Here is a 17,173-nt window from a genome sequence, read left to right as displayed (position 1 = left end):
TGTAGTGGACTAGCCTCGCAGAGCGATGTCGAACTCCCGAGCTGCGCGGCGAAGGATAGGGCCGAACTTTGTGGCAGGGTGCGGGCCCATACGATCGACAGGCCCGGACAGGGAGAGGGCTGCGATCATGGTACCGCTGGCGTCGAATATAGGGACGGACGCGGAACCCAGCGAAGGATCACGTTCGGCGGAGGATTCGGCAATTTCGGTGGCGCGGATCTCCGCAAGATCGGCGGCAGTGAACGCGGCGTGCGGCAAGACCTGAGACAGTAAGGTATCCGAGGCGTACGCCATAAGGATTTTGGCGGCGGAGCCGGCGGCGAGGGACATGCGGTGTCCGACGGGGACGATGTCGTGCAAGCCTGTGGACGGGTTAGCGTTGGCGATGCACACGCGATCCAGCCCGGAAATGCGGTAGAGCTGGACGGATTCGCCGGTTTCCGCCAGAAGCTTCGGCAGGATGTGCTCGGCGGCCTCCTCCAGGCGCGAGTTGGAGGTGGGTGCCATCTCAGTGAGCGCCGGGCCAGTGGTCCAGGCGCCATCGTGGTCGCGTTCGATCAGTCTATGCTTTTCTAAAGCGACGGCGATGCGGTGTGCTGTGGCGCGTGGAAGACCGGTGATGTCGCACAGATCGGTCAGGGTTCTCGGTTCTGCGGAAATGACCGTGAGGATGAACACCGCGCGGTCGAGAACCTGGATGCCGCTCGTTGCAGGCACTTCGCTATTCTGTCCCATAATCTGATATTATACATTCCATTCCGTGGAACAGGAAAGTAAAAGTACTTCACAGAGGAGAGAACGTGACCAACGAACCCTTAACCCTCGCCGAAAAAGTATGGCGAGACCACGTCGTATCCCCCGGTGACAACGGCGGGCCAGACCTTCTCTACATCGACCTGCACCTCGTCCACGAGGTGACCTCTCCCCAGGCCTTCGACGGACTGCGCCAGGCAGGCCGCCCCGTACGCCGCCCGGACCTCACCATCGCCACTGAAGACCACAACGTTCCCACTGTCGGAGTGACGACCGGCAACCTGCTGGAAATCCAGGAGCCCACCTCCCGGCTTCAGGTCTCTACCCTGCGCGATAACGCGAAAGAATTCGGCATTCGCCTGCACCCCATGGGCGACATCGAGCAAGGCATTGTCCACCAGGTGGGACCACAGCTGGGCCTGACACAACCCGGCATGACGGTAGTGTGCGGTGACTCCCACACCTCCACCCACGGCGCCTTCGGCTCCATCGCTATGGGCATCGGAACCTCCGAGGTTGAGCACGTCCTGGCTACCCAAACCCTGCCCCTGAAGCCCTTCAAGACCATGGCTATCGAGGTCAGCGGTGAACTGCAGCCGGGCGTGACCTCCAAGGACCTGATCCTGTCCATCATCGCCAAGATCGGAACCGGCGGTGGCCAAGGCTACATCATCGAGTACCGCGGCGAAGCTATCGAAAAGCTCTCCATGGAAGCCCGCATGACCATCTGTAACATGTCCATCGAGGCAGGCGCACGCGCCGGCATGATCGCACCGGACCAGACCACCTTTGACTACCTGGAAGGCCGCCCGCACGCGCCGAAGGGCGAAGAGTGGGACAAGGCCGTGGAGTACTGGAAGTCCCTGCGCACCGACGAGGACGCCACGTTTGACACCGTGGTGGAGATCGACGGTTCGGCACTGACTCCCTTCGTGACCTGGGGAACCAACCCAGGCCAGGGCCTGCCACTCAGCGAATCCATCCCGCAGCTGGAAGACTTCACGAACGATTCCGACCGTGCAGCCGCAGAGTCCGCTATGGAATACATGGGACTCACGCCGGGAACGCCACTGCGCGACATTGCCATTGACACGGTGTTCTTGGGGTCCTGCACCAACGCGCGGATCGAAGACTTGCGCATCGCCGCGGAGGTGCTGAAGGGACGCACGGTGTCCAACGACGTGACCATGCTGGTTGTTCCGTCCACCGCGCGCGTGAAGGCTCAGGCAGAAGAGGAAGGTCTGGACAAGATCTTCGAAGCCGCTGGTGCACAATGGCGTACCGCCGGATGCTCGATGTGCCTGGGCATGAACCCAGATCAGCTCCAGCCAGGGGAGCGTTCCGCATCCACATCCAACCGAAACTTCGAAGGCCGACAGGGCAAGGGCTCCCGCACTCACCTGGTGTCCCCACCAGTGGCGGCTGCCACGGCAGTGCTTGGCCACCTGGCATCACCTGCGGACCTGGAGCCGGTCGCGTCGGCATCCAACTAAAGACGAGAGACAAGAAGTTACGACGATGGAAAAATTCACTACTCACACTGGCGTTGCCGCGCCGTTGCAGCGCAGCAACGTCGATACCGACCAGATCATCCCAGCTGTCTACCTGAAGCGCGTCACCCGCACCGGATTTGAAGACGGCCTGTTCGCGGCCTGGCGCAAAAACGAAGACTTCGTGCTGAACCAAGAGCCATACAAGAACGCATCCGTGTTGGTGGCGGGCCCAGACTTCGGTACCGGCTCCTCCCGCGAACACGCTGTGTGGGCGCTGATGGACTACGGATTCCGTGTGGTGCTCTCCTCCCGCTTCGCGGATATTTTCCGCGGTAACTCCGGCAAAGCAGGCCTGCTGGCAGCGAAGCTGGAGCAGGAGGACATCGAGCTGATCTGGAAGCTGCTGGAGCAAACTCCCGGCATGGAGGTCACGGTGAACCTGGAGGACCGCATTGTCTCCGTGGGAGAGAACGTGTTCCCCTTCGAGGTTGATGACTACACGCGCTGGCGCCTGATGGAAGGCCTGGATGACATCGGGCTGACCTTGCGGGATGAAGAGGCTATTTCTCACTTTGAGGCTGAGCGTGCGTCCTTCAAGCCAAAAACCCTGTAAATTTTTGTGGGTTTTAGGCCGTTAACACGTAGGCCTTAAGACGAGAAAATCAGTTTCTCTAAAAGCACAGTCACGCAGCCATAGATGATTGTTGCTATGGCTGCGGCGGCCACGGGCGTGATGAGAAAACATATCACGATGAAGGCGAACAGCGCCTCAATAAGCTCTTGACCTGCTTTATTGTGGGTCGGGAGCAGTTCTATTGACATGCGTGCTGCCAGGAATTCCGCCGCGAGGCTACAGGGGAGGAAAAGTATCACGAGAAGCGCGATGGATATCGGAGACTGCATGTGTGGTTGCCATTCTGCCCCTGGAAAGAAACACACCGTACCCCAGAGAATGAGGGCAAAAGGGATAGCGAGAATTGCTCCTAGTATCCTTGCTAGTCCTATTGCTCCGAGAGTATCTTTACGTTCTTTTCTCACACTATAGAATACTACTCAAAAACTAACCTGTGAGGGCGCTTTTGCATAATCTTTCGCGGGCGCCAGGCTGGGGTGAGGAGGCTCGGACAGAGGTGAAGAAGAATATGGCGCAGCTACTTCACCGGAAACGGGGAGGCCAAATAGTCCGCGCCCACCAGCTTGTCTCCAGAGAAATGGAGCACCCACGCGGAGGCCTTTTTCACGCGAATATCGTCTACTACCAGCACCTCAGGATCCAACAGTCGCTCCAGGATGCCTGGGATGGCAGTGCCTTGAGACACGATGGCAGTCACAGACTTCAGCGGCGCGGAGGTGACCGTGTCAATCAGTGCCTCGACAACCGCCTCCGGGTTCTCCTCGAAAGCCGCATCGCCAAAGCGAGGATCCACCTGGACATCCAACCCCAGGGCGTCGGCCAGCGGTTGCGCGGTGTGCTGGCACCTGTCGGGCTCGGCCGAGACGATGGCATCAGGCTGGTAGCCCGTGAGTTGTGGAACTAGCAATTCCGCCTGGCGGCGTCCCTTTTTCGCCAGCGGGCGGAGGTTATCGTCCCCGCCCCAGCCTTTGCGATCATGAGCTTTGGCGTGGCGAATGAGGATCACGCGGCGATCACACTGGCGGGTGACATGATCCACGCCCGACAGGATGACCTCGCGGTCCAGGTCGTAGCTCACCAACTCGGCAGCCTGGGCGGCGGGAAGCCACCGCAGTTCGTCTACCTCATCATTGGCCACGAATTCACCACTGAGTACCTGCGCGGTCCAGTAGTAGACCACCTTCGTACGGTCCTTCACGGGATACTTCACGAAGCCCAGCAGCCAGCCCAAGCGCGGGCGCAATCCTGTTTCCTCGAAGATCTCACGGACTGCGGTACCCGTGAGGTTTTCGCCCGCGTCCACCTTTCCTTTAGGCAGCGACCAGTCGTCGTAGTGAGGACGGTGGACTACCGCTACCTCGAGCTCCTCGTCTTTACCTCCGTCGGCTGTGCGGTCGGCAATGCGCCAGAGGAGTGCACCGGCTGCGAAGGTGGGCTTCGCGAATTCCTGTGCTGGTTTCGATCCAATGCGGGACACATGGCCAACTTCGTGGTGTGCCAAAGCAATGGAGGTGGATAGGTCGCCGGTCCCGTTGTGGGAAATCACGTGTGAATCCTTTCACAGCCTTGCGGTATGTTTGTATGAAACTATTGCCCAATATCGTATAACGAGCTCTTGGGTACGTGCATAACCGTGCACACCACAGTCTCATGGCGTAACCGTCACGGTGAACACGTTACGGCCCCCAAGTCAGTGGGGTCGCACACAGAAGAACACACAGAGGAAAGCGACAACAGCAATGCAGGTAGCGGTAATGGGTGCCGGGTCGTGGGGAACGACCATGGCCAAGGTGTTCGCAGATGCCGGCAATCAGGTTCGCCTGTGGGCTCGCCGGCAGGAAGTATCCGACGAAGTCAACGCCCAGCACACCAACTCCCGCTACCTCGGCGACATCACACTTCCCGAGAATCTCCAGGCCTCGTCTGATGCGGGGGAGTGCCTGGAGCAGGCGGACATCGTGGTGCTGGGTGTGCCCTCACAGACCCTGCGCGATAACCTCCAGCAGTGGCGGGGCTACATCGGCGGGGCGGCGTCGGTCGTTTCCCTGGCCAAGGGGATCGAGCACAGCACAGGGCTGCGCATGAGCCAAGTCATTTCGGACGTGGCCGACGTGGAGCCGGAACGCGTGGCTGTGTTGACGGGCCCGAACCTGGCGAAGGAAGTGGCCCAAGGCCAGCCCGCGGCAACCGTGGTGGCCTGCGTGGATGAGGATCGCGCCAAGGTCATTCAATCGGCCGCAGCGGCCCCGTACTTCCGCCCGTACACCAACACGGACGTCATTGGCTGCGAGATCGCCGGAACGTCGAAGAATGTGATCGCGTTGGGCTGTGGAATGGCCGCAGGCATGGGCTTTGGCGATAACACCGCGGCCACCGTCATTACCCGTGGCCTGGCGGAGACCACGCGTCTGGCGCTGCAGCTGGGCGCGGATCCTCGGACGTTGGCGGGTCTCGCCGGGATGGGGGACCTGGTGGCAACGTGCACCTCCCCGCTGTCGCGCAACCGCAGTTTCGGCGTCCGGATGGGCAAGGGGGACACCCCACAGCAGGCAGCGGAAGCCACGAAAGGTCAGGTTGCGGAGGGCGTGATTGCGTCGGAATCCATCGTTGCGCTGGCGGCCCAGCACGACGTGGAAGTGCCGATCGCCGAGGCAGTAGCCGCGGTGTGCCATCACGGCATGGATGTGGAGGACATGGTCATGTCCCTGCTTGGTCGCTCCCGGAAGTCCGAACTGTAGGCCTGTAGAATCGTTGAGCGTGACTACTACCTCCCGTGATTCTGTGACCAACCCGACCGCAACAACCACCGCAACGCCCAGCGCAACTGCCGGCGCCACCGCCGCTACACAGCACGACCGCACCCCCTTGCGCGTGGTGGTGCTCTACGGCGGCCAATCCACGGAGCACTCCGTGTCCTGCATTTCCGCCGGCGCGATCATGGACCACCTGGATCCCGAGCGGTACACCGTCATCCCCGTGGGCATCACCCAGGATGGCGCGTGGGTGCCGGGGCAGTCGGATACCGCACAGCTTCGCGCCGAGGGTCGGACAATGCCCACGGTGGAGGATCAGGGCACGCACCTGATGCCGGTGCTGGGCCAGGCTGCCGGTGAGCCGGGGGAGCTGCGTGTGGTGACCGGTCAGCAGGCCGGCGAGACGTTCGCTTCCTTTGACCTGGTCTTTCCCGTGCTGCACGGAGTCAATGGTGAGGACGGTACCGTGCAGGGACTGCTGGACCTGGCGGGCATTCCCTATGTGGGCAACAGGGTTCTCGCCTCCGCCGCGGGCATGGACAAGGTGTTCACCAAACGCCTGGCCCGCGTGGCGGGGATTCCCGTCGGCCAGGAGATCGTGCTGGAGCAGCAGCGGCCGCTGACCGCCGAGGAGCAGGAGCAGCTAGGTCTGCCCGTGTTCGTCAAGCCCGCCCGCGGTGGCTCATCCATTGGCATCAGCAAGGTCGATCGCTGGGAGGACGTCGATGCGGCCATTGACCTGGCCTTCGCCCACGACTCGAAGGTGCTGATCGAGTCCATGATTCATGGCCGGGAAGTGGAGTGCGGCGTGCTGCAGCACCCTGATGGCTCCCTGGTCGCGTCCGTTCCGGCGATGCTGGAAGGTACGGAAGATGGCGCGGAGGGATTTTATGGATTCGACGCCAAGTATGTCGACTCGACAGTCTCCGCCTCCATTCCGGCCCCGTTGACCGAGGAGGATACGCGGCAGGTTCAACAGTGGGCGATCGAAACCTTCCGGGCACTCGGCTGCGAGGGCTTGGCTCGAGTGGACTTCTTCGTGACGAAAAACGGCCCCGTGCTCAACGAGATCAATACCCTGCCTGGATTCACCCCGATCTCCATGTACCCGCAGATGTTCCTGGCTCAAGGTATGGAGTACGAGCAGCTGCTGGACACGCTGATCCAGCGCGCTCGCGTGGCCCGCTAGTTGGTGCTGTTCTCCGACTTCTCCGGCGCGAGCGTGTCAGCCACCGTGTCCGTGATCGTGGAGATCACCTCGTTGCCCTCGGAGCCTGGCATGGACAGAGCCACGATGGCCTCGCGTCCTAGCGCGAACCACCGGCCGGAGGTGGACCCGCGCGCCAGGCCCGGTTCGTCGAACCAGGGAACCTCGCCCACCTGGCTGAGTACTGCCCCTGGCGTGTAGCTGTCGGGAAGTTCCACGCCACACCGCACCACGATGGGCTCCTGGCCGTCGGCCAACCACGTGCGGGACTGGCTGGGAGCGCCCTTGATGGCGGAGGTATCCCTGAGTGTGTAGTCACCGATGGTCTTCGGCAGCGCGTCTAAAAAGCGCGTGCACTGCTGAGGGTGGCCGTCGCCTTCCAGCCGCGTGGAGGACAGGGGGAACGGCTTCGGCTTCGGCGCCTTGGAGGTATCAATGTGGACAGCCAGCGCGGAGCTTGCGTCCTCCAGCGCGGTGCCGATGGGCGCCTCCGTGGTGATCGCGACCGTGGGAGCGCCACCCAGCTGGTAATACGTCCGCATGTGGGAACCCGGTGTGGCGTCCATGACGGTCAGCCAGTGAACGTCCTTGATGGTGTTCGTCTTGGACAGCACCGTGTACTGGTCAGGGGCGTACACTCCACAGCGCAGCGTGAGCTGTTGCCCCTTCGCATTCTTATACGCCTTGGTGCCCTCCGGCGCGGGATCCACAATATCGACGTTTTTAAACGCCCCTAGCGAGTCCGGCAGGTTAGCGATGACGTCGTCGCAGGCGCGCGAGCCAGCCTCCGGGGCGTCAATGGGGCTCACCGCAGCGGGAGTGTAGGTGGTGCGGTCCGTCATGATCCGCGCCCCGGCGATCACTGCCACGATGAAAGCCACTGCCAGGATGATCGATAACACGACGGCAAGCTTCGGAGGGGTAGTGTTGTGAGGGTCTTGGGGTGTCTCCGCTGCAGTATCCACAGTGGACATTGTAGGAACGGGCTCCGTGAGATAGGAAATTATTGTGTTTTGTGCCGAGTTGTAGGTTGCCACCATGCCCCATGCGATTGATGCGTTAGATCCTTCTGCCCTCACCCTGTCCGAGGCGGGTGAGGCACGCACGATTCGCGCGATCCGCCAGGCCGCCCCCAGCGACCTCAATGGGGACGACGCCGCCGTGATCCCCACAACCGGCACCAATTCCCGCATTGTGTGCTCCACGGACATGCTGGTGGAGGGCCGCCACTTCCGTTTCGACTATTCCACCCCGCACCAGGTGGGCCGCAAGGCCGTGGCCCAGAACTTCGCCGATATTCAGGCCATGGGCGCCCGCCCTACCTCCTTGCTGTTTGCCCTGGCCGCGCCGCCGGACATGCTGCTGCGGGATGTTCAGGAGATCGCCCGCGGAATGTACCACGCCGCCATTCCCTGGGCCGCCGAGCTCGTCGGTGGTGACGTGGTGCGCAGTGACACCCTGGTCATCACCATCACCGCCGTCGGCGAACTCACGGGACCTGATGCCCCCTTAACCCTCGACGCCGCCTGCGTGGGACACAGAATCATTGCCCACGGGAACGTGGGATGGTCGGCCGCAGGTCTGGACATCCTCCAGGCCTGCGGCGGCCGCGACGGCGTTCCGGACGACCCCATCCTGCGCACGTTGGTGGACTGGCACTGCGCCCCGGAGTTTCCCGTGGGACGCGGCTTCGTGGCACGCGCCACGGGAGCCGCCAGCCTCACGGACATCTCCGATGGGCTGATCCGCGATGTCACCGCCATGGCTGAGCGTTCGGGCGTGGTATTCGACCTGGACCGAGAGGCCCTCGTGCCCTCTCGCGAGCTGCGTCACGCCCAGCAGTTCCTGGCGGACAAAGGTATAGACATAGACCCTTGGGACTGGGTCTTGAACGGGGGAGAGGACCACTGCCTCGTGGGAACCACCGATACCCGCATGCCCAGCGGCTACCGCCACCTGGGATGGGTGCGTAGCGCACACGACGTCACGGACACCCCCGTCCTGCTGGACGGCGCACCCGTCACCAACGACGGCGGATGGGAATCGCTATGACCTCCCATGAAATACTCCTGACCAGTGCAAACACCACCCTAGAATCCTAACGCCACGACATTCCCACGACGCTCACACAAGCCCACGGAACGCCACGTCGTCAAGGTCGCCCTCGAACAGGTCGGCGTACACATCCAACGTCATCGACGCCTGTGCATGGCCGAGTTGGCGTTGCACAACCTTCACGTTCGCGCCCTGGGAGACAAGCAGCCCAGCAGCGACGTGGCGCAGCCCATGCACAGTGACATACGGAAAGCTCGGATCATCGCTCATGGCACGCTTCACGGCGCCGTAAAACCATGAATGATGGGTGGGCAGTTGCATGTAACCGCCCGTGCTGTTTGTCCACAGCAACGCGTCGGGTGACTTGCCTTTCATGAGGGGGGCGAGCATGTCCATCACGAACGCTGGCGCGGCTACGGTGCGTTTCTCGTGGGTTTTCGGCGTCCCGACGTGCACGGTGGAACCGACGGTGACAGCAGCTCTCTCTACCCGGATACGCCGGCGCGCCTGGTCGATGTCTCCAGCCCGGAGCGCTACGGCTTCGCTCCAGCGCAGGCCTGTAGTTGCCAGCAGCCAGACAAGCTCACGGTGCCTTGTGCAGTGATCAGTGAGAAACTTCACCTGCTGGGCGGTGAGGTACACGCGGCGTGGCTCTGCTCTGCGGGGGAGTTTCACGCCACGCGCCGGGTTGGAGGGGATGAGGCCGTCCTTTACGGCGGTGTCGAGGATCATGGCTAGGCAGGTGTGGAAACGGCGGACGGTTGATCCAGCTAGTGACATGCTGGAGACCCACGTTTGCACGTCGGATGGTTTGATGTCTCCGATTGCCCACGTTCCCCAGTGGGGTTGGATGTGGACGCGCCAGGATTGTTCGGTTACGTGGCGGCTGGAGGGTTTGAGGTGTGTTTTTGTGGCGAGCCACGTGGTGCCGAGTGTGTCGATGGTGGTTTTCCGAGCGGTGGGGTCTACCCACCCGCCGGTGTTGATGTGGACGGTGTTTTGTGCTGCCCAGGCTTGGGCTTGGTCTTTGGTGGTGAAGCCTTGTTTGGTTCGGCTGGTGCCGTCTGGGGCGCGGTATTGGACGCGCCAGGCGTAGCTTTTGGCTTTTTACATTTTTAATGCTTGCCATGGGTGGTGGGGTGGTTTTTGACGGGGGAGCCTGGCCGGTTGGCGTGCCAGGCTTTGACGGCCTCAGCGTCCCAGAGGGGTGTGCGTTGGTCGAAGTGGGCAATGGGGTCTGGAGTGCGGCCTTGGGCGGTGTAGGTGGTCCAGGTGCTCGGTTTGATGTCGCAGTGTGCGGCGCATTCTTTGACGCGCCATAGTTCGCGGCCGGTGTCTGCGTCGGTGATGATGGGGCGCATTAGTGGGTGTCCTTTCGGTAGCTGCGGACGATTGAGGCTGTTTCAAGTGCCAGCGCGGTGAAAATGATGATGGCTGCGATTGCTACGGGTATGGTCATTGCGTTTCCTTTTCGTGTGCTAGGTTGGGGGTAGCCCCCCCGGTCGAGCTAGCTTCTATCTAGTTCGACCGGGTGGCTATTTTTTGGGCTTGGCTTCCAACTTTTTCATCTCCGTTTTATGAGACAAGATGATCTTGGCTGTTTCGTTCGCTAGCTTCCAGGCGGTGGCTAGAGATATAAGCCAGATAGGAATTTACATGAGCTCTATTCACCCTGCATGGGAACTGCCCGACACCACCCCAGTCCTGCAGGCCGTTCGGCGACGCACGCCGGAGGAACGCACGCTTCCGGCGTCGGAGAAAATAATGAGAGCATTCCGCAACGATCCCCGCGACGTCCGCGTGGTGATCGTGGGACAAGATCCCTATCCCACCCCCGGCGACGCCATGGGCCTGGCCTTTTCCAGCAACGCCACGAGTATCCCGAAATCGCTGCGCAATATCTATAAGGAATACGAGGACGACCTCGGCCTGCCCGCACCGCAGCACGGCGACATCTCCGCATGGGCGGACCGGGGCGTGCTGCTGCTCAACCGCGTGCTCACGGTGGAGGCGGGGCAGGCCGGTGCCCACCGCAACCTCGGGTGGGAAGCCATCACCGAAGCCGCCGTACGGCAGGTGGCCCGCAACCCGCACCTCGTGGCGATTCTCTGGGGGAAGGCGGCACAATCGCTGGTACCCATCATCGGCGAGAAGCGCTGCATCTGCAGCCCCCACCCCTCACCGCTCAGCGCATACCGCGGATTCTTCGGCTCGAAGCCCTTCAGCCGCGCCAACGCTCTGCTCCAAGAGCAAGGCGGAGAAGCGATCGACTGGCGGCTACCGGCCTGAGGCGTGTGGCAGTCCTCACAGGCACGGCAGTAACGACAACCGTGTAAGACGAACACGATAAGCTGACACACATGGACGAGCACCTCGATGGCCCACTGATCGAGCAGTGGGCGCGCCGGGCGACAACCGGGTTACAGAATCATCAGGCTGACATCAACAGCCTCAATGTGTTCCCGATTCCGGATTCCGATACCGGCACGAACATGGCCCTGACGATGGGCAGCGCCGTGCGCGCGATGGACGAGGTGCTGGAGGCCGCGGGGGAGGAGCGTAGCGCGAGCCTGGTGGAGGTGACGAACGCCCTGGCTAAAGGTGCTGTGCTGGGGGCGCGCGGCAACTCCGGGCTGGTGCTGAGTCAGGTGCTGCGCGCGCTGGCGGAGAGCGCCACCCGGGGTCCCATCGACGGTGATGCGCTGGCCACCATGCTGGCTCACGCGTCCGACTTTGCGCGCGAGGCCATTTCCACGCCAGTGGAGGGGACCGTGATCTCCGTGCTGGCGGCGGCGGCCGAAGGGGCGCAGGCTGCGGTGGAGGAGTCTCTGAGCTTCTCCGAGATCGTGCGGCGGTGCTTGGACAGCGCCGAGGTGGCGCTGGAGCAGACGCCCCAGCATCTCGACGTGCTGGCGCAGGCCGGTGTGGTGGATGCCGGAGGTAAAGGGTTCGTGGTGATGATGCAGGCGCTTGCTGACCTGGTGGAGGGGGCGCCGGAGCTGGAACATGAGGTGCAACCGCACGCGGTCGTGCAGCAGGAAGTGGAGGTGATGTTTGCCTTCGAATCGGACGACCCGGGTGTGCGTGATGAGATGCGGGGGATCCTGGAGGACCAGGGCAACTCCGTGGTGGTGGGGCCGATCAGTGCTACCCAGGTGATGATGCACGTGCACACACGGCACGCCGGGCCCATCATCGAGAAGGCCTTTGCGTTGGGGCGTGTTTCGGGTCTGCGGATTGAGGTGCTTCCCCTGGTGGAGGACGCTACCGCATCGCCTGCTGCCACGCTGCCCATCATCGCTTTGTGCCCGGAGCCTGGCGATGCAGACGGCGGCGTGCGTGAGCTCTTCGAGCAGTTGGGCGCACAGACCGTCAGCAGCGAGGCGGATATCGGCCGCGTGCTGGCCTCTGCGCACGAGCCCACGCTGGTTCTGCTGAACGGCCAGGATGCCTCCCTGGTGCGGGAGAGGGCCGCCGACCGGCAGCTTGAGTTCATCGAGACCTTCTCCATCGTGGGCGGATTGGCCGCCGTGGCTGTGTTCGACGCTACGGCAGACTGGGAAGACACCGTGGATGACATCATCACTGCCGTGTCCACGCAGCGCACCGTGCACCCCGAGTACCAGGTGGTCTGCGCGTCCCTGCCGGCGTTCATGGACGAGCTGCTCGGCGATGGTGGCGAGCTTATGACCCTCCTGTGGGATGGGGACGAGGCCGTGGAAGCCGGAGTATCCCGCGCAATCGACCACATCAAGACTCACCACGAGGGGTTGGAACTACAAGTCATCCACACCCCGGGGCTGGGCCTACCAGTGGAAATTGGCGTGGAATAAGGGGGAGGACACATGCTGGGCTGGATAGATCGTCGACCACTGGGATTGTTGGTGAGCCCCGACCGGGCGCGCACGCTCTCCGCAAAGCCAGGCCTGAAAACGGTCTACGACCTCCTCACCAACTACCCGCGTAACTATGCGCGGATGGGCGACCCCACAGCCATGGAACCCATGGAACCGGGGGAGATGTACACCTGCGTGGCGGAGATCCTCCACGCCCAGGAGAGGGAGAACTACTCCGGCCGCGGACCGCGCCGCTACATCACCTTCTCCTTCAGCGATGGCGTGGTGCGGCTGGACTCGGCACTGTTCGGCAACCCCGCGATGCACCGCAGCGTGTTGGTCCCCGGCTCTATCGTGCTGCTCTACGGGAAATTGGATATTTTCAACGACCGGTGGCAGCTGAAAAACCCCTCCTACGTGTCCATGTTCCCCGCAGACGGGGCGCGCTTTGGCGCCTATGGCCCTTTGAAAACCATCGTGGACATCACCGGGAGCGAGGCCGAGGCGCAGAAGATCCTGAACCGTCCGTGGTTGCCTTTCTACGGCCGACGCAGCGGCACCACCACCGCTGAGCTCACCGGTGTGGTGAACCAGGTGCTGGGCCAGCTGGACCCGATCCCCGAAGTGCTCCCCACCGGGGAGGACGCTCCGGCATGGCCCGCGGACCCGGAGGGGGAGCAGATGATCCCCCTGGATTCGGCCCTGCGTCAGATCCACCAACCCCCGGCGGAGGGGCCGCACGCCGCGCTGTTCCGCCTGAAATTCAACGAGGCGCTGTCCTTGCAGCTGGTGATGGCCCTACGGCGCGCCGACGCTACCGTGCGCTCCGGCTTCGCCATGGCTATGTCCGAAACCTCGGACAGCGCCCGCGCCAGCATGCTCGCCCACCTGCCGTACACCTTAAGCCCCGGCCAGGAACACGCCGTGGAGACCATCTCCGCGGCACTGCATTCCGATACGCCGGCAAACCTGATGCTGCAGGGCGATGTGGGTGCCGGTAAAACCATCGTCGCACTCCTGGCGATGCTCCAGGCTGTCGACGCCGGCTATCAATGCGCCTTCATCGCTCCCACAGAAGTGCTCGCCGCCCAACACGCCCGCACACTCGTGGAACTCCTAGGCTTAAGCCCCGAAGGTTCCCGCGTGGGCGTGACATTGCTGACGGGATCACAGAAGACCTCCGAACGAAAGGCTGCGCTGCTGGACATCGTCAGTGGCCAGGCCGATATTGTGGTCGGCACCCATGCGCTGATCCAGGACACCGTGGAGTTCTTTAACCTAGGCCTGGTGGTAGTGGACGAGCAGCACCGCTTCGGCGTGCGTCAGCGCGACTTCCTGCGGGAACGCAGCCCCGCGGATGCCACGCCGCACATGCTGGTCATGACCGCCACCCCGATTCCCCGCACCGTGGCCATGACCATGTTCGGTGACCTGGAACCAGTACGCCTCGAGGGCCTGCCGCAGGGCCGAGGAGAGGTGTCCACGGTGGTGGTTCCCCTGGGTAATCCGGCCTGGTTCCGCCGCATCTGGACCCGCATGGCGGAGGAGGCGGCAGTGGGCCACCAGGCCTTTGTGGTGGTGCCGAAGATCGAAGGCGAGGACGGGGTGGAATCCTGGGCAGAACGCATCCGCACCACTTTCGCACCGCAGCTTCAGGTGGGGATGGTGCACGGCCGCATGCCCGCCGAGGACAAAGACGAGATCATGCAAGCCTTCGCAGCGGGGGAGTATGACGTGCTCGTCGCCACCACCGTGATCGAAGTGGGCGTGGACATCCCGAACGCCACCATGATGGTGGTGATCGACGCCGAAAACTTTGGCGTATCCCAGCTGCACCAGTTGAGAGGGCGAGTAGGCCGTGGAGCCGCAGATGCCGTGTGTTTGTTGGTGACCGGTATGGAGGAGACTTCGGCGTCGTATCAACGATTAATCGCGGTGGCAGACACACACGACGGTTTTGACTTGGCCGAGTTGGACCTCAAGCAGCGCACGGAGGGGGACGTTCTCGGGCAACGGCAATCGGGCAGCACAGCGCGGCGCGTGGACCTGCTGGACCTCTCCGAGGACGGGGAGATTATCGAGGCGGCGCGCGACTACGCACAAGAATTGGTGGCCTGGGACGCCGAGCGCGCGCGGGAGCTGGTGGCCGATATCGAGATCGAGGATCAGGAATATATCGAACGGGCTTAGCCCACGGGACGGCCGGGTGTGTGAGGGAGAGGCGGTACACTAAGCCCCATGAAGATTTACGCGCCCTTCGCCGGAGTGGTCCGATATTGCGTGGCCGATGGCGAAGAAGTGACCACAGGGACCGAGCTTGCCACGGTGGAGGCGATCAAGCTGGAGGCACCCGTGTTGGCACCGGCGCCAGGGACCGTGAAACGCACCCAGCGGGAGGACTTCGTGAACGTTCAGGGTGGCGACGAGATTGTGGAGATTGTGTAGATGACACGCATTATTGCGGGAACGGCACGCAGCCGCAGGATTAAAGTGCCTAGCGAAGGGACCCGGCCCACGTCAGACCGGGCGCGCGAGGGGCTGTTTTCGTCGCTGCAGGCGCGCGTGGGTTTCCAGGATCAGGTGGTGCTTGATCTCTTTGCTGGGTCCGGCGCGTTGGGGCTGGAGGCGTTGTCCCGGGGCGCGCGGAGCGTGACCCTGGTGGATTCCAGCCCGCAGGCTGTTGCGACCATCAAGCACAACATTCAGGTGGTGGCCAAGGAACTGCCGAAGGACTCCGCGCGGGTGGTGGAAGCGAAGGCTTCTACGTTCGTGGCGGGCGCGCAGCAGGGGCACTTCACCATGGTGCTGGTCGATCCACCGTACGACCTGGACGACGATGCCGTGCACGACATGCTGTGCGCCCTGCAGCCGCTGCTGGCAGACGATGCGATGGTGGTAGTGGAGCGGCACCGGGACTCGGCGCAGACCCAGTGGCCGGACGGGTTTGAACCCACCAGTCAGAAGTTGAAAAAGCGTACTTTTGGAATAGCTCGCTTTGATATGGCTCTGTGGCGCCGTGTAGCCCATGCAGAGATGAACGAGTAACGAGCAACGAGTAGCGAATAGAGACTGGCGAGGATTTCAATGCGAGTTGTATGCCCCGGATCTTTCGATCCTGTGACCAATGGCCATCTGGACATCTTTACCCGCGCGGCGGCCACCTTCGATGAGGTGACCGTGCTGGTGACCTACAACCCCAACAAGTCCGGGTTGTTCGATGCCGAGGAGCGGATGGACCTGATCCGTCGTTCTATCGACGCGCTTCCCAACGGCCCGACAAACATCACGGTGGATAAGTGGGATTCCCTGCTGGTGGATTACCTGAAGAAGCACGATATTCAGGCGATGGTGAAGGGACTGCGCAGTTCCCTGGACTATGAATACGAACTGCCCATGGCCCAGATGAACCAGCGCCTGTCTGGGGCGGAGACGTACTTCCTGCTGACCAACCCGGACTATGGCTATGTGTCCTCCACGCTGTGCAAGGAAGTGGCGAAGTACGGCGGGGATGTGTCCGGTCTGATGCCGGAGCCCGTGGTGGAGGCTATGCGCGCTAAGTTTTCGTCCTAGGGAAGCGTTCCTCACAATTTTTCAGGAACCCGTGTGTCCTATCGTGACTTGTGTGACTGATGTTGCATGATGGGATGCATGTACAAGACTTTCCAGGGTATGGATGACCTCCAGCACATGGTGGAGCAAGCCTACAGCGTGCCGATGACGTCCAATTGCATGGTTCCGCGACGCGACGTCCTCGACATTCTCGACGAGATGCGCAACGCCATCCCCGTCGAGATGGATGACGCGCAGGACGTGTTGGATCACCGGGACGGCATCATCGACGATGCGCAAAACCACGCGGACACCTTGATCTCCGACGCGGAGAGGGAACGCGACGACATCCTCGCCGAAGCTGAGGCACGTGCTGCCAAAATTATTGACGACGCCGAAGCGCGCGCCACCCAGACCGTCGCTCAAGCGGAAGACCGCGCCGAAACGCTGGTGGAAAACGCCCGTCGTGAATACGAGACCGTCACGTCCCGCGCCGAGGCTGAAGCCAACCGCCTGATCACCAGCGGTAACGAGTCCTACCAGCGTTCGGTGGATGAAGGTTTGGCGGAGCAGGCTCGCCTGGTGTCCGAGTCCGAGGTTGTACGCATCGCCCAGGCGGAGTCCCAGCGCATCGTGGAGTCCGCGCACGCCGATTCTGACCGCCTGCGGACCGAATGCGACCGCTACGTGGACTCCACGCTGGCCGAGTTCGAAAACACCCTCAACGCCACGTTGCGCACGGTCACCAGGGATCGCGCGGCGCTGCGCAAGGGAGCCGGAGTGTCCGGACACGCGCCATCGCGCACCTCTCGGGAACCACGGGATCACCGCTACGAGGAGCACGCCGACTAAGCCTGCTGGTTGCTCCCGCTGTGAACCCAGCGGAGATTCGC

General features: G+C 62.6%; 18 protein-coding genes and 1 pseudogene. 12 read left to right on the top strand and 7 right to left on the bottom strand.

The features are described from left to right. Window positions 1–9: 9 nt before the first annotated feature. Window positions 10–735 carry an IclR family transcriptional regulator gene (locus IAU67_RS05605; protein WP_151841728.1) on the bottom strand — a complete coding sequence of 242 codons (726 nt, stop codon included), beginning with the start codon at window positions 733–735 and terminating at the stop codon, window positions 10–12. Between the two features lie 65 nt (window positions 736–800). On the opposite strand from IAU67_RS05605, the gene leuC reads away from it, so the two are divergent. Both leuC and leuD read left to right on the top strand, forming a co-directional pair. Then, on the top strand, window positions 801–2,246 hold the full coding sequence (gene leuC / locus IAU67_RS05600; RefSeq protein WP_151841727.1) for a 3-isopropylmalate dehydratase large subunit: 1,446 nt from the start codon (window positions 801–803) through the stop codon (window positions 2,244–2,246). Window positions 2,247–2,271: 25 nt separating this feature from the next. Continuing rightward, window positions 2,272–2,859 (top strand): 3-isopropylmalate dehydratase small subunit, encoded by a 588-nt coding sequence (leuD, locus tag IAU67_RS05595; protein ID WP_151841726.1) that lies wholly within the window; start codon window positions 2,272–2,274, stop codon window positions 2,857–2,859. 35 nt (window positions 2,860–2,894) lie between these two features. Here the strand turns inward: leuD and IAU67_RS05590 are convergent, their stop codons facing one another. Next, window positions 2,895–3,284 carry a hypothetical protein gene (locus IAU67_RS05590; protein ID WP_151841725.1) on the bottom strand — a complete coding sequence of 130 codons (390 nt, stop codon included), beginning with the start codon at window positions 3,282–3,284 and terminating at the stop codon, window positions 2,895–2,897. A 113-nt stretch (window positions 3,285–3,397) separates the two neighbouring features. Continuing rightward, complete coding sequence (locus IAU67_RS05585; RefSeq protein WP_151841724.1) at window positions 3,398–4,426, bottom strand: NUDIX hydrolase; 1,029 nt, start codon at window positions 4,424–4,426, stop codon at window positions 3,398–3,400. Window positions 4,427–4,619: 193 nt separating this feature from the next. Here IAU67_RS05585 and IAU67_RS05580 point away from each other — a divergent pair, with 193 nt between their 5' ends. Both IAU67_RS05580 and IAU67_RS05575 read left to right on the top strand, forming a co-directional pair. Further along, window positions 4,620–5,618: an NAD(P)H-dependent glycerol-3-phosphate dehydrogenase gene (locus IAU67_RS05580; protein ID WP_151841723.1), complete on the top strand. Its 999-nt coding sequence runs from the start codon at window positions 4,620–4,622 to the stop codon at window positions 5,616–5,618. 19 nt (window positions 5,619–5,637) lie between these two features. Further along, window positions 5,638–6,822: a D-alanine--D-alanine ligase family protein gene (locus IAU67_RS05575; RefSeq protein WP_425321386.1), complete on the top strand. Its 1,185-nt coding sequence runs from the start codon at window positions 5,638–5,640 to the stop codon at window positions 6,820–6,822. On the opposite strand, the gene IAU67_RS05570 is transcribed toward IAU67_RS05575, so the two are convergent. Further along, complete coding sequence (locus tag IAU67_RS05570) at window positions 6,819–7,805, bottom strand: DUF3515 domain-containing protein (RefSeq protein WP_187767863.1); 987 nt, start codon at window positions 7,803–7,805, stop codon at window positions 6,819–6,821. The genes IAU67_RS05575 and IAU67_RS05570 overlap by 4 nt on opposite strands. A 73-nt stretch (window positions 7,806–7,878) precedes the next feature. On the opposite strand from IAU67_RS05570, the gene IAU67_RS05565 reads away from it, so the two are divergent. Further along, entirely contained in the window at window positions 7,879–8,892 is a 1,014-nt protein-coding gene (locus tag IAU67_RS05565; RefSeq protein WP_151841720.1) for a thiamine-phosphate kinase, read from the top strand. 72 nt (window positions 8,893–8,964) lie between these two features. Here the strand turns inward: IAU67_RS05565 and IAU67_RS05560 are convergent, their stop codons facing one another. The 3 genes and pseudogenes from IAU67_RS05560 to IAU67_RS05555 all read right to left on the bottom strand — a co-directional run bounded on the left by IAU67_RS05560 (window position 8,965) and on the right by IAU67_RS05555 (window position 10,256). Beyond that, on the bottom strand, window positions 8,965–9,675 hold the full coding sequence (locus IAU67_RS05560; RefSeq protein WP_244960824.1) for a tyrosine-type recombinase/integrase: 711 nt from the start codon (window positions 9,673–9,675) through the stop codon (window positions 8,965–8,967). A gap of 57 nt (window positions 9,676–9,732) precedes the next feature. Beyond that, window positions 9,733–9,837, bottom strand: a pseudogene (locus tag IAU67_RS09955) (hypothetical protein); the annotation flags it as partial. Window positions 9,838–10,010: 173 nt separating this feature from the next. Further along, the gene (locus IAU67_RS05555; RefSeq protein ID WP_151841719.1) at window positions 10,011–10,256 is read right to left on the bottom strand and encodes a hypothetical protein; all 246 of its coding nucleotides are present in this window, start codon (window positions 10,254–10,256) and stop codon (window positions 10,011–10,013) included. 295 nt (window positions 10,257–10,551) lie between these two features. On the opposite strand from IAU67_RS05555, the gene IAU67_RS05550 reads away from it, so the two are divergent. The 7 genes from IAU67_RS05550 to IAU67_RS05520 all read left to right on the top strand — a co-directional run bounded on the left by IAU67_RS05550 (window position 10,552) and on the right by IAU67_RS05520 (window position 17,132). Next, a complete protein-coding gene (locus tag IAU67_RS05550) occupies window positions 10,552–11,184 on the top strand; it encodes a uracil-DNA glycosylase (protein WP_151841718.1) in 633 nt (210 codons plus the stop codon). A 71-nt stretch (window positions 11,185–11,255) separates the two neighbouring features. Beyond that, window positions 11,256–12,728, top strand: coding sequence for a DAK2 domain-containing protein (locus IAU67_RS05545; RefSeq protein ID WP_151841717.1), 1,473 nt, complete (start codon window positions 11,256–11,258; stop codon window positions 12,726–12,728). Window positions 12,729–12,740: 12 nt separating this feature from the next. After that, the gene (locus IAU67_RS05540; protein ID WP_151841716.1) at window positions 12,741–14,921 is read left to right on the top strand and encodes an ATP-dependent DNA helicase RecG; all 2,181 of its coding nucleotides are present in this window, start codon (window positions 12,741–12,743) and stop codon (window positions 14,919–14,921) included. A 48-nt stretch (window positions 14,922–14,969) separates the two neighbouring features. Further along, window positions 14,970–15,176 carry a biotin/lipoyl-containing protein gene (locus IAU67_RS05535; RefSeq protein WP_151841715.1) on the top strand — a complete coding sequence of 69 codons (207 nt, stop codon included), beginning with the start codon at window positions 14,970–14,972 and terminating at the stop codon, window positions 15,174–15,176. After that, window positions 15,177–15,776 carry a 16S rRNA (guanine(966)-N(2))-methyltransferase RsmD gene (gene rsmD, locus IAU67_RS05530; protein ID WP_151841714.1) on the top strand — a complete coding sequence of 200 codons (600 nt, stop codon included), beginning with the start codon at window positions 15,177–15,179 and terminating at the stop codon, window positions 15,774–15,776. 39 nt (window positions 15,777–15,815) lie between these two features. Beyond that, entirely contained in the window at window positions 15,816–16,301 is a 486-nt protein-coding gene (gene coaD / locus IAU67_RS05525) for a pantetheine-phosphate adenylyltransferase (protein ID WP_151841713.1), read from the top strand. A 78-nt stretch (window positions 16,302–16,379) separates the two neighbouring features. Next, window positions 16,380–17,132 carry a DivIVA domain-containing protein gene (locus tag IAU67_RS05520; RefSeq protein WP_151841712.1) on the top strand — a complete coding sequence of 251 codons (753 nt, stop codon included), beginning with the start codon at window positions 16,380–16,382 and terminating at the stop codon, window positions 17,130–17,132. The last annotated feature ends 41 nt before the right edge of the window (window positions 17,133–17,173 follow it).

Origin of the sequence: Corynebacterium zhongnanshanii, from assembly GCF_014490575.1 — a bacterium.
Lineage (GTDB): Bacteria > Actinomycetota > Actinomycetes > Mycobacteriales > Mycobacteriaceae > Corynebacterium > Corynebacterium zhongnanshanii.
Note: the sequence above shows the minus strand (reverse complement) of the source record. Positions and strands in the feature narration are given on the sequence as shown.